We start from the raw sequence: 14,127 nt of genomic DNA on the forward strand, positions 1-14,127 counted from the left end.
ATCAAACTGTTGTTCTTATTTTCAGTTCATCCAGCTGTTTGCCGTCAATAGTGGATGGGCTATCGATCATGACATCCCTTCCTGAATTATTTTTAGGGAAAGCGATCACGTCACGGATGCTGTCCAGACCTGCGAAAATGGAGCATAACCTGTCGAAGCCAAAGGCGATGCCACCATGTGGAGGCGCGCCAAACTCAAAGGCATCCATTAAAAACCCGAACTGTTTCTGTGCCTCTTCTGCCGAGAAGCCCAAATGTTTGAACATTAAGGCCTGCAGTGCCCTGTCGTGAATCCTGATAGAACCTCCGCCAACTTCAGTACCATTAATGACCATATCATAGGCATTTGCCCTCACTTCACCTGGTTTGGTATCCAGTAAAGCAATGTCCTCCGGTTTTGGAGAGGTAAAAGGATGGTGCATGGCGTGGTAGCGCTCAGTTTCTTCATCCCATTCCAGCAATGGAAAATCGAGTACCCAAAGTGCACTGAATACATTTTTATCCCGTAAACCTAAACGGTTGCCCATTTCCAGGCGAAGTTCGCTCAGTTGTTTGCGGACCCTGTCTGTAGTTCCGGCCATTAGCAGCGCCAAATCCCCTGGCTGTGTATTCAGCGCAGCAGACCAGTCTTTTAAATCTTCTTCCGTATAAAACTTATCAACAGAAGATTTTAAAGAGCCATCTTCATTGTGTCGCATGTAAATCAAACCTGTTGCCCCAATTTGCGGTCTTTTGATGAAATCTGTAAGTTCATCTACCTGCTTGCGGGTATAGCTTGCACAACCTTTTGCATTGATGCCAATCACCAGTTCGGCATGGTCGAATACCGGGAAATCTTTTCCTTTAACCAGATCGTTTAAGGCTACAAACTGCATGTCAAAACGTGTGTCGGGTTTATCAGAACCATATAGGCGCATGGCATCTGCATATTGCATCCTGGGTACTTCAGGCAGGTCTATGCCTTTGATCTCCTTAAATAAAGTACGGATCAAGCCTTCAAATGTATTTAAGATATCTTCTTGTTCAATGAAAGACATTTCACAGTCGATCTGTGTAAATTCAGGTTGTCTGTCTGCACGCAGGTCCTCATCCCTGAAGCATTTGACAATCTGGAAATATCTGTCAAAGCCCGAAACCATTAACAGTTGTTTAAAGGTTTGGGGAGACTGTGGCAAGGCATAGAACTCTCCGGGATTCATGCGGCTTGGCACCACGAAATCCCTTGCGCCTTCAGGTGTTGATTTGATGAGCACAGGTGTTTCTACTTCGATAAAGTCCAGCCCGTCCAGGTAACGTCTCACCGCCTGGGCAATTTTATGACGGATGATCATGTTGTTGCGGACAGGGTTGCGGCGCAAGTCCAGGTAACGGTACTTCATGCGCAGGTCATCGCCGCCATCGGTTTCATCATCGATTAAGAACGGAGGAAGTTTGGCAGCATTCAGGATCTCCAGTGCGGTGATCTTGATCTCCACTTCACCAGTAGGCATTTTCAGGTTCTTGTTAGAACGCTCTACTACCAGTCCGCTAGCTTTAATTACAAATTCACGGCCAAGGCTGCGTGCTGCCTCACACAGGTCGCGGTTATCATCCATATTGAAAACCAATTGGGTAATGCCATATCTGTCGCGAATGTCTATAAAAGTCATTCCCCCTAAATCTCTCGATTTTTGTACCCAACCGCATAGGATTACATTTTCTCCTAAGTTCTGAATGGTTAAAGCGCCGCAAGTAGTTGTTCTTAACATTATTATTAAAGTATTAAGCGGCAAAAATATTGATTTTGAACGGGATATTTAAGCCTTCGGTGAATTTAGCTTAGTATATTGAAAATATTTTTGTTCTTGCTGCAACGTTTTAAAAAATCGGGTGTCTATTTATTTGAAAGAAAAACATTGGAACCGGTATACATTGATAAAAACACGGCACTTGTAGCAGCCTGCAGGCTGGGGAGCCGTAAGGCACAATTTGAAATTTACAAATTGTATGCTAAAGCTATGTACAATGTGGCACTCCGGATTTTAAATTTTGAAGAAGAGGCAGAAGATGTTTTGCAGGATTCCTTTTTAGACGCTTTTACGCGGATAGAGAGTTTTAAGGGAGAGGCTACTTTTGGCCTATGGCTGAAGCAGATCGTGATTAACAAATCGATCAACCAGCTGCGCAAACGAAAAGTGGAGTTTGTAAGTATAGAAGAGGTGGATGTAGCTGACGAAAACGAAGTGGAGGAAGAACTGGAGTGGAAGGTAGAAGAAATCAGGGCGGCAGTAGCGCAGCTTCCCGACAGGTACCGCGTCATATTAACCTTGTACCTGTTTGAGGGGTATGACCATGAAGAGATCTCTTATATTTTAAAGATCACCGAAGGGACCTCCCGCACACAGTATATGCGTGCAAAAATGAAATTAAATGACTTATTAGTAAAGAGAGGAGTATAAAGATGAATAAGGGTATGGAAGAATACATTAAAGCACACAGGAAAGAATTTGATGTGAAAATGCCGCCGGAAGAGCTATGGGATAGGATTAACGCGGCATTGGATAAAGAAAAACAAAAAAAAACAATAAATAAGCCTTTATGGCTGGGGATAGCCGCATCCTTACTATTGGTGCTGGGGCTTTTCCTGTTTAACCGTCATAAGGCAGATCAGCAGCATGACCTGACCGGGATCAACCCGGCATATGTAAAGAAGGAACTTCGGTTTGCCAGCCTGATTGAAGAAAAAAAAGATAGCCTGCAGCTGTATGCCAGCAAAAATCCGAAGCTATATGCCCGGTTTAATGCCGATCTCAACGAGTTGGGGAACGATTACGAAGCCCTTAAAAAAGAATTGCCACAAAGTCCGAACCAGCGGATCGTGATCAGGGCTATGGTGAAAAACCTGGAGCTGCAGCTCCAGGTGATCAGCCAGCAACTGTCAATTATTAATGATGTTAACCAGTACAAAGAGGAGAACCATTTATGAAACCTTATATTTTAGCTATAGGCCTGATGCTGGCAATAAATTTTGCCATTGCGGGAACAACAGATCCGAATGACCCTGTTCGTTCGAAGACTTTTTCAAAAAGTTTTCCATTGGATGGGAATGATAAGGTAGAGCTGAACAACAGGTATGGGGAGATGCTGATCAAAACCTGGGATAAAAAAGAAATACGGGTAGACATTGACATTAAAGCCTATAGCAAGGATGAAGCCGATGCGCAGCGTTTAATAGACGGTACAGTTATCGCAGCGGATAAACGCGGCAACCTGGTGTCGGTTAAAACCAATTTTGCTGCGGATGGTGGTAAATTCGGCAGCAAGGTCATAAACGGGAAAACGATATCGAGAAGAGAAATCAGGGTAAATTACATCGTTTATATGCCTGCGGCCAATGCTTTAACCCTAAGTAATCAATATGGAAATGTGAACATGGGTAGTTTTTCGGGTCCGTTGAATGTCAAGGTGCAATACGGGAGCTTAACTGCGGGAAACCTGAACAACGCCAGCAATATCCTTGAAATCCAATATGGCTTTACTAAAATTCAGGAAATAAGGACAGCAACTATTAAACAGCAATACGGTTCGGGGCTTAACATTGGTACCATTGGTAGCCTGAACCTGGATGCGCAGTATACGGGCGTAAACATTGGCACCATTAAAGGGGATGCCATAGTTAAACAACAATACGGGCCGGGACTGGACATCGGCAGGGTAGGTAACCTGGATCTGACCGTGCAGTATGCCAATGTAAAACTGGGAACGGTGATCGGGGACGCGAATATCAAACAGCAATACAATAAGCTCTCGATTGGCTCTGCAAACACATTGAACCTAAAGGGACAGTACACAACAGTAGCCATTGGGAATTTAAAAGGCCCGGGAAATTTTAGTGTTGCCTACGGCAAACTGGGCGTTGAACAGGTAGGTACCGGATGTAAAAATTTACACCTCCTGAGCAGTTATTCGCATGTTTCCTTAAAGTTCGGCAGCGGTTACCAGGGAGATTTTGACTTAAGGACCAGCTATTCGCCATTTAAAGCAGGTGCCGGAGTAAGCTCGAAACTGATTGCAGAGAAAGGAAGCATTAAAAACTATGCAGGTACCATAGGAAACGGTGGCGGAGCAGAAGTTACCCTTAAAGCAGATTATGGTTCTGTGAACTTGAATTAGACATTTAGTATTTGCTTAAAAACATAAACGGGACAAAGCTTGTTGATAAAATCAGCAAGCTTTTTTTATATCTTCGCATACCTAATTTTTACCTATGGAATTTTTAAGCAGCCCTGAGGCCTGGATCTCTTTATTAACGCTAACGGTGTTGGAGATCGTTTTGGGCATAGATAACATCATCTTTATTTCCATTTTGTCTGGGAAGCTACCGGCACACCAGCAAAAAAAAGGCAGGCAGCTTGGCCTGGCGCTGGCGATGATCACCAGGATTTTGCTCTTGTTGTCTTTAACCTGGGTGATGACGCTGACCGCTCCCCTGTTTAACATTGGCTCCTGGCTTAATGTAAGCAGTACGGAATGGCTGGAAAAGCTGGCCATATCGGGCCGTGACCTGATCCTGATCATTGGAGGTTTGTTTTTGATCTATAAAAGTACCCATGAGATCCATGATAAGCTGGAAAGCGAAGAAGAACAGGAAATTAAAGGGAAAGTATATTCATTTAGCGGGGTCATCGTTCAGATCCTGCTCCTGGATATCGTGTTCTCCCTGGATTCTGTAATTACGGCAGTGGGGATGGCGGAGCATGTTGAAATCATGATCGCCGCAGTCGTTATTGCGGTAATTGTGATGATGGTATCGGCAAGCGCCATCAGTAATTTCGTCAATAACCACCCTACCGTAAAAATGCTGGCGCTTTCCTTCCTGCTATTGATCGGCGTCTCCCTGTTGGCAGAAGGGTTGGATCAGCACATACCAAAAGGATATATCTATTTTGCCATGGCCTTTTCTATCCTGGTAGAAATGCTGAACCTGAAAATGAAAAAAAATGCAAAGAAACCTGTCGAGCTCCGCAATACCCCCAATGAAAACCAACACGAAGAAAAATAATTGATGATTTCTTTTTTTGAGGCCTCACTGGCCGAATTATCTATACACCGCATCGGGAACAAATCCGAAGAAGAGTTTTACGTATTGTCTGAAAAATCTTTAACGATTAAAGACCCTATGCTGAGTAACCTGCTCCAGCAATATTTTTTAGGCCCTTATGAAAAGGTAAATGAAGTATACCGCTTCATGCATCCCAACGGTGACCTGAACCTGAACGAAGCCTATCATTTTGCCGCAGCCATTTTTGAAAATGGGGAAACCTTTCATGAAAACAGCCAGCAGCTGGCCAAATTCCTGTATGATGTTTCCGGTCATCCAAAGATCAAACCGGGGGAACTGTATGTGGCTTATTTTGAAAATGTACAGATAGAAGGGGAACTTCATGATGCCATCGGTATCTTTAAATCAGAAACGAAGGAAACTTATTTAAAGGTTTTTCCTGAACAGGACGGCTTTGGGCTGAGTTATGAGCAGGAAGCCATTAATATCCATAAACTGGACAAAGGCTGCCTGATCTTTAATACAGATAAAGAAGAAGGCTTTCGGGTTGCGGTGATTGACCAGACCAACAGAAGTGCGGAAGCGGTATACTGGAAGGACGAGTTTTTGAAGCTGAAGATCAGGAACGATAATTTTAACCAGACCAGCAGCGTGCTTGGGGTTTATAAAAACTTTGTAACGGAAAAACTGGATGAAGAATTTGAGATTTCGAAGGCAGATAAAATAGACTTGCTGAACAAATCCATGAAGTATTTCAAAGAAAAAGAAAGTTTTGACCTGGAGGAGTTTTCGAATGAGGTAATTGGTAATGCCGAAGGGATCGAGTCTTTCAAGAATTACAAGAAAAATTTTGAGCAGGAATTTGACCAGCCCATTCCGGATAGTTTTGACATTTCAGGGGCTGCGGTAAAAAAACAGGCCCGTGTTTATAAAAGTGTATTAAAGCTGGATAAGAACTTTCACATCTATATACATGGTGATAAAGAATTGATAGAAAAAGGCTTTGACGACGATAAATCCATGAATTATTATAAGGTATTTTTTAGAGAAGAGCAATAGGCTTTTCTTCTTTTAATTACAATGGGTACGGTAACGTAATTAAACTTTTTACTTTTATAGTTTTAAAATTCTGCTTATAATTGAGAATAAATTGTAGATTTAGTTCTTTAAGCAAACCTTTTAAACCAATATGAGCCAGGAACCACAACAGAGCAGTATTTTTAAAGTTATAGGCGCCTCATCCCTAGGGACGCTGATTGAATGGTATGACTTCTATATTTTTGGAAGTCTGGCCACTATTATCGGATCACAGCTATTTCCTGCAGACGCAGGAGCATCTGCATTGATCAACACACTGGCTATTTTTGCCGCTGGTTTTATTGTACGCCCTTTTGGTGCGCTGGTATTCGGTCGTCTTGGCGATCTGATTGGCAGGAAGTATACTTTCCTGTTGACCCTGGTGCTGATGGGCGGCTCTACATTTCTGATCGGCCTGATCCCATCCTATTCCAGTATTGGTTATGCGGCGCCCATTCTGGTGCTGATCCTGAGACTGATCCAGGGACTAGCCCTGGGAGGAGAGTATGGTGGTGCGGCTACTTATGTTGCTGAACATGCGCCAGCCAATAAAAGAGGATTTTTTACCAGCTGGATCCAGACCACAGCCACCGGAGGCCTGTTCCTTTCCCTGGGGATTATTGTATTGACCAAAAACCTGGTAGGCGCTGAGAGTTTTGCCGATTGGGGCTGGAGAATCCCGTTCCTGCTTTCTATCCTGTTGGTGGGTGTTTCCATCTACATCCGGATGAAAATGCACGAATCGCCAATGTTCAGCAAGCTAAAATCAGAAGGCAAAGTATCTAAAAACCCGCTAAAAGAGAGTTTTAACAATAAAGCCAATTTTAAAATGGTTTTGCTTGCACTTTTTGGCGCAACCATGGGCCAGGGCGTAATCTGGTATACAGGACAGTTTTATGCACAATCCTTTATTGAAAATACCTGCCATGTCGACTTTAACGATTCCAGGTACATTCTTTTATGGGGTATCGCTTTCGCCACTCCATTCTTCGTGATCTTTGGTTCATGGAGTGATAAAGTGGGTCGTAAATGGATCATGCTGGCAGGGATGCTGCTGGGGGTCATATTTTATCGCCCAATTTACCAGATATTCCTGGACGATACGGATGTTACAAAAATTGAGCAAAAGGACATTGCTTCGGTTTCTGATCCTGTAATAACGCGCACTGCGGTTGCCGGAACAACCGACAGTTTGATCTCCAGCACCTCAACAGTGACTTTGCTGGACGGAGCGTCTTTTCAAAAAATACAGTCGCATACCAAGTTTGCAGATGCCAGTAAACCTGTAGTTGAGCTACCGGATGCTTATAAGGATAAAAAACTATCTACTCCGGTTTTCTGGAAATTTGTATTCCTGATCTTCTTCCAGATCTTGCTGGTAACCATGGTATATGGACCGATAGCGGCCTTCCTGGTAGAATTGTTCCCTACCAAGATCAGGTACACCTCCATGTCTTTACCTTATCACGTAGGTAATGGGGTTTTCGGAGGCCTGGTACCTTTTATCGCAACACTTATCGTCAGCTTTTCGGGCGCTACGCCTTTATCCGGTTTATGGTACCCGATAGGCATAGCTGCACTGAGTCTAATTATAGGCACAATTTATTTATCTAATAAGAAGCCAGATCATAAAGAGGCTGAATCTGAAACCATTTAAAGATTTTCAATCATGAACGGATTAAAAAAAGCATTAGGAATATTCTGGATCATATTGGGTCCGGCATCTATTATATTTATGTTTATGCAGGCTTTTGAAAAAGTGGGCCTGGCGGAAGAAGGTGTACACAGAACCAATACTGCGCTGCAGTGGGGAATTATATTGTTCATCTTTATCCCGATCAGTGCCGGGCTGGTTATTTTTGGCTGGTACGCACTTAAGGGTGAATACGACAGGCTGCCCGACGACGATAGTTTATAAATTTGCCAGGTATTAAGAAAAGGCCCCTTATCCAGATGGATAAGGGGCCTTTTTATAGATTTAAAGTATCCTTAGCAACAATCCTTTTAAATACTCTCCTTCAGGAAAAGAAAGGCTTACCGGGTGATCTTCGGGCTGATTGAACTGTTTGATGATCTGTACTTCGCGGCCCGCATCCAATGCGGCCCATGCGAGGATCTGTTTAAAGGTTTCCATGTCTACTGCTCCGGAGCAGGAAAATGTAGCCAGAATACCGCCCTTTTTAAGCAGGAGCATGCCCAGCCTGTTCAGGTCTTTGTATGCCCTTGCGGCCCGGTCTAATGCTGATCTTGAAGGCGCATATTTTGGCGGGTCTAACACCAATACATCAAAGGTTTTTCCTTCGTCTTTAAAAACACGCAATTGTTTGTTGACGTCAGATTGTATGCTGTGCTGATCGGACCCTTTAAAACCGTTCAGTTCCAGGTTGTGCTGCAGGGTTTCGATGGCCAGTGCAGAACTGTCTACGCTGGTAACGGATGCGGCACCGGCTTTCAGGCTGTTTAAGGTAAATCCTCCGCTGTAGCAGAAACAATCCAGTACGGATTTACCCCTGGTATAGTCGGCCAGGATTTTCCGATTGTCCCGCTGGTCACAATAGAAGCCGGATTTCTGGCCATCGGCAATGTTGATGTGGTATAGGATGCCGTTTTCTTTGACTTCAATAAATTCGGGCGGGATTTCTCCCCATAAAAGACCCTGTGTAGCTTCCAGGTTTTCATGTTTGCGTGCCCCGGCATCACTTTTATCGAATATCCCTGTTGGGTTTAGCAATTCCCTGAGGATCTCGATGAGTGTTGCTTTTACGCTTTCCATGCCTGCACTTAATATTTGCAGGGAGAGAAAACCGGCATATTTATCTATGATCAGGCCAGGTAAAAAATCTGCTTCACTGAATACCAGCCTGCAGGTGTTGGTCTGTTCGTTTAATACATGGGTCCGTGAGGCAATGGCGGCTTTGAGTTTTTCCAGGTACCAGGGTTTGTTTATGCTGGTGTTTTCATCCCATTCCAGTAAACGAAGGGCTACTCTGGATTGATCGTTGTAATAAGCATAAGCCAGAAATTCTTTTGCTGCTGACCTTACGGTTACCACTTCACCGTTCGCCGGTTTCCCGTTTATTTTATCAATTGCGCCAGAAAAGATCCAGGGGTGACGGAGTATAGCGGCTTTTTCTTTGCCTTTTTTTAGGATTACATCGATCATTTTGCAAATATAAAGGTAAAAAATTGGTATCTCCTCTAAGGCTGCATAATTCGCAGAAAAGGCGAAAAGACGCTATGCCTTAGAGGAGATACCAATTTTTTGGAAAATGAATAATCCTCTAAGGCTGCATAATTCGCCGAAAAGACACTATGCCTTAGAGGAGATACCAATTTTTTGGAAATTCTACACCTCTTGGAAGATGTATAACCTTGCCAGCACTCATCAGAGGCTTAAAAAAAGCAAAGGGAAGTTATTTTATTTTTCTTTGCTTAGGGCCATTTTTATAGCGAGTGAGGCTAAGATACTTGCCATAAACCATTTCTGGATTTTTACCCAGCCGGGACTTTTTGAAAAAAACAGGGCAACTTTTGATGCAGTTAAAACGATGATGAAGTTAACTGTAAAGCTGATGCTTACCTGGGTAATGCCCAGTTGCAGGCTTTGTGTGAAGACAGAGCCATATTCCGGTTTGATAAAATAGGGGAAGAAGGACAAATAGAATACGGCAACTTTAGGATTCAGCACGGTGGTGAGTACGCCGATCTTGAACAATTTGGCAGGCCTGTCGTTTGCCAGGTCTTGCCTCAGTTCAAAAAGACCTTTTCCGTTGGGCTTAATGGCCTGGTAAGCGAGGTACAGCAGGTACATTACCCCCAGCGTTTTGATGGTGGTGTATACAAAGGGGACGGCAAAAAGTACTGCCGTAAGGCCTGCAGAAACCATAATGATGTGAAAAAGAAAGCCGGATATGATCCCTGCGAGTGAAATTAATCCCGATCGCTGGCCCTGGGTAATGGAACGGGAAATTAAATAGATCATGTTAGGGCCGGGGCTGATCACCAGGAGCAGGGCAGCCAGTGCAAAATAGGAAATTTCCTGGAGTGGTATCATTTGTGTAGAAATCAGAGGGTTAAGGAAATACTTTACAAATATATAGAGAACAGCAGAGATATGGTAGGCAGTACTGCTGATTAGTTGTAATTTTATCGCATGGAAGAAATCAGCTGGAACGATTTTGAAAAAGTGGAACTGCGTGCAGGGACAATCCTGGAAGTATTCGATTATCCTGAAGCCAGGAAGCCGGCGTATAAGGTCAAAGTAGATTTTGGTGAATTTGGAATTAAAATGAGCAGCGCCCAGATTACCACCTTGTATACCAAGGAACAGCTGATTGACCGGCAGATCGTTGGTGTGGTAAACTTTCCGAAAAAACAGATCGGAAAGTTTATGTCAGAATTCCTGGTAACGGGTTTTGCTGATGAAAATGGGGCTATTGTGCTGACAACTTTAAATGGTAAAGTGCCGAATGGCAGTAGAATGATATAAATGAGCTATTATAATTTTTCAGAAGAAAAGAACCCTGCGGCAGAAGATGAACATTTTATGCGTTTGGCTTTACAGGAAGCCCAAAAAGCATATGACCTGAAGGAGATCCCTATTGGGGCTATTGTGGTTTGCAAAGGCAAAATAGTAGGACGTGGGCATAATTTAACAGAACAGCTGAATGATGTGACTGCACATGCAGAAATGCAGGCTTTTACGGCAGCAGCTCAAACGCTGGGTGGTAAATATTTAAAAGAATGTACACTTTATGTGACCATTGAACCTTGCGTAATGTGTGCCGGTGCAAGTTACTGGACACAGATTGGGAAACTGGTTTACGGTGCCTCAGAGCCTAAAAGAGGTTTTACGACCAAAAGTGTTCAGTTGCTGCACCCAAAAACCGTTTTAAAGGCCGGAGTTTTAGCAGGGGAATGCGGGGCATTAATGACCAGATTCTTTGCAGATAAAAGGGATTAAACTTGACAAAGTATTGAACAAAACTTAACCCCCGATTGTTATATTTGCTGTTGAAGCCCATTGGCATGGACCAATTGGCCGGGAATAATAAATTTTTTAAACTTAAATCATACTAATATGGCTTTTGAATTACCTGCGTTACCATACGCAACAGATGCATTAGAACCGCATATCGATAAACAAACTATGGAAATCCACCATGGTAAACATCACCAGGCTTACGTTACCAATCTCAATAAAGCTTTAGAAGGCAAGCCGGAAGCTAGCCAAAGCATCGAAGAAATTGTTAAAAACATCTCTAAATTCCCGGTAGCAGTAAGAAACAATGGTGGTGGTCATTTTAACCACTCTTTTTTCTGGGAAGTTATCGGCCCAAATAAAGGTGGCGAGCCAACAGGAGAACTGGCGGATGCGATCAATGCAGCATTTGGTTCATTTGCTGACTTTAAAACTAAATTTGCTGATGCAGGAGCAACCCGCTTCGGTTCAGGCTGGGCCTGGTTAAGCGTTGGCGCTGACAAGAAATTAGTAGTTTCTTCTACACCTAATCAGGATAATCCTTTGATGGATGTAGCTGAAGTAAAAGGAACACCAATTTTAGGTATGGATGTATGGGAACATGCGTACTACTTAAAATACCAAAACAGACGTCCTGATTATATCGCTGCTTTCTGGAGCGTTGTAAACTGGGATGCAGTAGCAGAACGTTTCAAAAAAGCGTAGTTTATTTCCTGTTTGATACAGGATCAATGATATAAAAGAGGCCCCGGTATTTACACCGGGGCCTCTTTATTGTTAGAATATAAATAGATCTTAATAGAAATACCCCAAATTGCTCAATGGGGGAGTTAATTCCCTTGTAATCGATTAAATCCAGCTATGGCAACTACATAAATTTCTGTAACTTAGCTTTTAACAGCTAACCTCTAACGTTGAAATGTTGCGTAAATTTTGCCTGCTCATTTTTCTTGTATTTCCTGTTTTTCTTGAACTGAAGGCCCAGGAAACACTGCTTTTTATTGGATCTTACAACATGGATAAGGGCCTGCCCGGAATTTATATTTACAGCTTTGACAACAAAACCGGCAAGCTGTCCAGGATTACCGAATACGCAGGTGTACTCAACCCCTCGTTTCTGGCCCTGTCGAAGAATGGCAGATACCTATATGCCTGTACAGAATCGAGGGCAGCAGAGCGGGGTAGCGTAAGCAGTTTCAAATTTGATGGACAGCGGCTTTCTCTGATCAGCCAGCGTTTAACAGGCGCGGCAAACCCGGTTTACGTTGCCCTGGACAAGGGAGAGCAATGGCTGCTAAGCGGAAGCTATACTGGTGGTGGTGCGGCTGCGTTTCCCTTAATGGAAAACGGGGAGATTGGCGCAGCGGCACAGGTTTTTCTTTTTCAGGACAGCAGTATCCGGCCTCAGCAAAAGTCTGCGCATGTCCATTCGGTCAACTTTTCACCAGACCAGCAGTTTGTTTATCTACCCGATCTTGGGGCCGATAAGATCCGACGCTTTAATTTCAATGCTTCGTCGCCAATGCCGCTCAGCAAAGAAACCTACAGCGCAACGTCCGCAGGCAGCGGGCCCAGACATATGGCTTTTCATCCCAATGGCAGATTTGCTTACTGTATATCAGAACTTTCAGGAGCAGTAACTGCTTATTTGCTAAGCAATGGCAGGCTGGATTCCATTCAGGAAATAAAACTGCATCAGCAGTTTTATCAATCTTACAGCAGTGCAGATATTCATCTTTCTCCGGACGGGTTGTTTTTATATGCATCCAACCGTGGAAAAGAAAATAATATCGCCATACTTCGTCTGGATCCCAGTACCGGTTTGCTTTCAACAGTTGGTTACCAATCTACTGAAGGGGAACATCCGAGAAATTTTACCATAGATCCTACGGGAGCGTTTTTGTTGGTTGCCAACGAATATAGTGGCGATGTTATTGTTTTTAGGCGCAATCTGAAAACAGGTTTATTGTACAGAACCGGGAACAAGATTGCAGTAAAAGGCCCTTCTTGTTTGCTTATGCGGAAGTATGGGAAATGACATGCTGTTCTGCAACGCATCTAAATTTTACAGGCTAACAACATCCCTTTTCCTTTTCTGTTTCATGGCTTTCGGCACAACAGCCAGGATCTCTTCTTTCAACGCATTTAACATTCTTTTCTTGATGAAGTTTTTATGCGTTACCAAACTGATTTCACGCACTGGTTCAGGCGATTTGAAATGTCTTACCTTACTGAGCTGTTTGCTGCTCAGTTCTTCCAGCGCCAATTCCGGAAGCAGCGTAGCCCCATTGTTCATATCTACCATGCGGATCAGCGTTTCTACACTTCCCGTATTGTAAGTTAAGCCTTGCAGCCGGTTGTGTTTGGTAGAACGGCAAATGTTTAAGACCTGCGAACGCATACAATGCCCTTCATTTAATAACCAGATATTTTCATCTTCCAGGTCATTGGCATCTATGGTCTTCTTTTTATACAGTTTACTGTTTTTACTGATATAGGTAACGAAGTTCTCGTAATAAAGGGGCTGCTCCTCCACCACAGCGTCTGCAAGAGGGGTAGCCAGGATCCCGCAATCCAATACACCTGTTTTGAGGTGATGGATGATGTCTTCGGTGGTGTATTCCCAGATCAGCAGCTTTAAATCCGGAAATTTCTCCATCATGGCAGCAATCACTTTAGGCAATAAATACGGGGCTACAGTGGGAATAATGCCTACTTTAAGTTCGCCGGTCACCTCCTGTTGCTGGTTGCTGATGATTTCTTTGATCTTTAAGCTTTCCTGTAAAACCAGTCGCGCCTGTTCAATGATCTGGGCACCGATCTCGGTAGGTACAACGGGCTGCTTGCTGCGGTCAAAGATTTTTACCTTGAGCATTTCTTCCAGTTTTTGGACCTGCATGCTCAAGGTAGGCTGGGTAACAAAGCATTTTTCTGCGGCACCAACAAAGCTCCTGTAAGTATCTACTGCTACAATGTATTCCAGTTGTACGAGTGTCATATAGCTAAAGTTTATTTGTCTTTAGCAAAGG

The 14,127-nt window shown here is 43.5% G+C and carries 15 protein-coding genes; 11 read left to right on the plus strand and 4 right to left on the minus strand.

The window, feature by feature from the left end; genetic code table 11:
• Position 1 precedes the first annotated feature (1 nt).
• Positions 2-1,747: an aspartate--tRNA ligase gene (aspS, locus tag R2Q85_RS04755; protein WP_316810600.1), complete on the minus strand. Its 1,746-nt coding sequence runs from the start codon at positions 1,745-1,747 to the stop codon at positions 2-4.
• A gap of 78 nt (positions 1,748-1,825) precedes the next feature.
• Here aspS and R2Q85_RS04760 point away from each other — a divergent pair, with 78 nt between their 5' ends.
• The 7 genes from R2Q85_RS04760 to R2Q85_RS04790 all read left to right on the plus strand — a co-directional run bounded on the left by R2Q85_RS04760 (position 1,826) and on the right by R2Q85_RS04790 (position 8,035).
• Positions 1,826-2,437 carry a sigma-70 family RNA polymerase sigma factor gene (locus R2Q85_RS04760; RefSeq protein WP_316810601.1) on the plus strand — a complete coding sequence of 204 codons (612 nt, stop codon included), beginning with the start codon at positions 1,826-1,828 and terminating at the stop codon, positions 2,435-2,437.
• A 14-nt stretch (positions 2,438-2,451) separates the two neighbouring features.
• Positions 2,452-2,964, plus strand: a complete 513-nt coding sequence (locus R2Q85_RS04765; protein WP_316810602.1) for a hypothetical protein — start codon at positions 2,452-2,454, stop codon at positions 2,962-2,964.
• A complete protein-coding gene (locus R2Q85_RS04770) occupies positions 2,961-4,151 on the plus strand; it encodes a hypothetical protein (protein WP_316810603.1) in 1,191 nt (396 codons plus the stop codon). Before R2Q85_RS04765 ends, R2Q85_RS04770 begins: the two co-directional genes overlap by 4 nt.
• A 94-nt stretch (positions 4,152-4,245) precedes the next feature.
• Positions 4,246-5,040, plus strand: coding sequence for a TerC family protein (locus tag R2Q85_RS04775; protein WP_316810604.1), 795 nt, complete (start codon positions 4,246-4,248; stop codon positions 5,038-5,040).
• Between the two features lie 3 nt (positions 5,041-5,043).
• Complete coding sequence (locus R2Q85_RS04780; protein WP_316810605.1) at positions 5,044-6,099, plus strand: nucleoid-associated protein; 1,056 nt, start codon at positions 5,044-5,046, stop codon at positions 6,097-6,099.
• A 130-nt stretch (positions 6,100-6,229) separates the two neighbouring features.
• Positions 6,230-7,774 carry an MFS transporter gene (locus R2Q85_RS04785; protein ID WP_316810606.1) on the plus strand — a complete coding sequence of 515 codons (1,545 nt, stop codon included), beginning with the start codon at positions 6,230-6,232 and terminating at the stop codon, positions 7,772-7,774.
• Between the two features lie 12 nt (positions 7,775-7,786).
• Positions 7,787-8,035: a DUF6814 family protein gene (locus R2Q85_RS04790; protein WP_316810607.1), complete on the plus strand. Its 249-nt coding sequence runs from the start codon at positions 7,787-7,789 to the stop codon at positions 8,033-8,035.
• A 60-nt stretch (positions 8,036-8,095) separates the two neighbouring features.
• On the opposite strand, the gene R2Q85_RS04795 is transcribed toward R2Q85_RS04790, so the two are convergent.
• Both R2Q85_RS04795 and R2Q85_RS04800 read right to left on the minus strand, forming a co-directional pair.
• Positions 8,096-9,280 carry a class I SAM-dependent rRNA methyltransferase gene (locus tag R2Q85_RS04795; RefSeq protein ID WP_316810608.1) on the minus strand — a complete coding sequence of 395 codons (1,185 nt, stop codon included), beginning with the start codon at positions 9,278-9,280 and terminating at the stop codon, positions 8,096-8,098.
• 255 nt (positions 9,281-9,535) lie between these two features.
• Positions 9,536-10,171 (minus strand): LysE family translocator, encoded by a 636-nt coding sequence (locus tag R2Q85_RS04800; protein WP_316810609.1) that lies wholly within the window; start codon positions 10,169-10,171, stop codon positions 9,536-9,538.
• A gap of 99 nt (positions 10,172-10,270) precedes the next feature.
• Between R2Q85_RS04800 and R2Q85_RS04805 the strand changes: the two genes are divergently transcribed.
• The 4 genes from R2Q85_RS04805 to R2Q85_RS04820 all read left to right on the plus strand — a co-directional run bounded on the left by R2Q85_RS04805 (position 10,271) and on the right by R2Q85_RS04820 (position 13,136).
• On the plus strand, positions 10,271-10,606 hold the full coding sequence (locus R2Q85_RS04805) for a tRNA-binding protein (protein ID WP_316810610.1): 336 nt from the start codon (positions 10,271-10,273) through the stop codon (positions 10,604-10,606).
• Positions 10,607-11,080 carry a nucleoside deaminase gene (locus tag R2Q85_RS04810; RefSeq protein WP_316810611.1) on the plus strand — a complete coding sequence of 158 codons (474 nt, stop codon included), beginning with the start codon at positions 10,607-10,609 and terminating at the stop codon, positions 11,078-11,080. It abuts the gene before it with no gap.
• 117 nt (positions 11,081-11,197) lie between these two features.
• Positions 11,198-11,803 carry a superoxide dismutase gene (locus R2Q85_RS04815; protein ID WP_316810612.1) on the plus strand — a complete coding sequence of 202 codons (606 nt, stop codon included), beginning with the start codon at positions 11,198-11,200 and terminating at the stop codon, positions 11,801-11,803.
• Positions 11,804-12,017: 214 nt separating this feature from the next.
• The gene (locus tag R2Q85_RS04820; RefSeq protein ID WP_316810613.1) at positions 12,018-13,136 is read left to right on the plus strand and encodes a lactonase family protein; all 1,119 of its coding nucleotides are present in this window, start codon (positions 12,018-12,020) and stop codon (positions 13,134-13,136) included.
• 27 nt (positions 13,137-13,163) lie between these two features.
• Here R2Q85_RS04820 and R2Q85_RS04825 read toward each other — a convergent pair whose 3' ends face one another.
• Positions 13,164-14,096: a hydrogen peroxide-inducible genes activator gene (locus R2Q85_RS04825; RefSeq protein ID WP_316810614.1), complete on the minus strand. Its 933-nt coding sequence runs from the start codon at positions 14,094-14,096 to the stop codon at positions 13,164-13,166.
• Positions 14,097-14,127 lie beyond the last annotated feature (31 nt).

It is taken from the genome of Pedobacter heparinus, from assembly GCF_032678725.1.
Classification (GTDB): Bacteria; Bacteroidota; Bacteroidia; order Sphingobacteriales; family Sphingobacteriaceae; genus Pedobacter; species Pedobacter heparinus_A.

Coding starts and splice junctions, on each gene's coding strand:
- aspS (WP_316810600.1), bottom strand. CDS start 1,747: ATGTTAAGAACAACTACTTGCGGCGCTTTAACCATTCAGAACTTAGGA.
- R2Q85_RS04765 (WP_316810602.1), top strand. CDS start 2,452: ATGGAAGAATACATTAAAGCACACAGGAAAGAATTTGATGTGAAAATG.
- R2Q85_RS04770 (WP_316810603.1), top strand. CDS start 2,961: ATGAAACCTTATATTTTAGCTATAGGCCTGATGCTGGCAATAAATTTT.
- R2Q85_RS04775 (WP_316810604.1), top strand. CDS start 4,246: ATGGAATTTTTAAGCAGCCCTGAGGCCTGGATCTCTTTATTAACGCTA.
- R2Q85_RS04780 (WP_316810605.1), top strand. CDS start 5,044: ATGATTTCTTTTTTTGAGGCCTCACTGGCCGAATTATCTATACACCGC.
- R2Q85_RS04785 (WP_316810606.1), top strand. CDS start 6,230: ATGAGCCAGGAACCACAACAGAGCAGTATTTTTAAAGTTATAGGCGCC.
- R2Q85_RS04790 (WP_316810607.1), top strand. CDS start 7,787: ATGAACGGATTAAAAAAAGCATTAGGAATATTCTGGATCATATTGGGT.
- R2Q85_RS04795 (WP_316810608.1), bottom strand. CDS start 9,280: ATGATCGATGTAATCCTAAAAAAAGGCAAAGAAAAAGCCGCTATACTC.
- R2Q85_RS04800 (WP_316810609.1), bottom strand. CDS start 10,171: ATGATACCACTCCAGGAAATTTCCTATTTTGCACTGGCTGCCCTGCTC.
- R2Q85_RS04805 (WP_316810610.1), top strand. CDS start 10,271: ATGGAAGAAATCAGCTGGAACGATTTTGAAAAAGTGGAACTGCGTGCA.
- R2Q85_RS04810 (WP_316810611.1), top strand. CDS start 10,607: ATGAGCTATTATAATTTTTCAGAAGAAAAGAACCCTGCGGCAGAAGAT.
- R2Q85_RS04815 (WP_316810612.1), top strand. CDS start 11,198: ATGGCTTTTGAATTACCTGCGTTACCATACGCAACAGATGCATTAGAA.
- R2Q85_RS04820 (WP_316810613.1), top strand. CDS start 12,018: ATGTTGCGTAAATTTTGCCTGCTCATTTTTCTTGTATTTCCTGTTTTT.
- R2Q85_RS04825 (WP_316810614.1), bottom strand. CDS start 14,096: ATGACACTCGTACAACTGGAATACATTGTAGCAGTAGATACTTACAGG.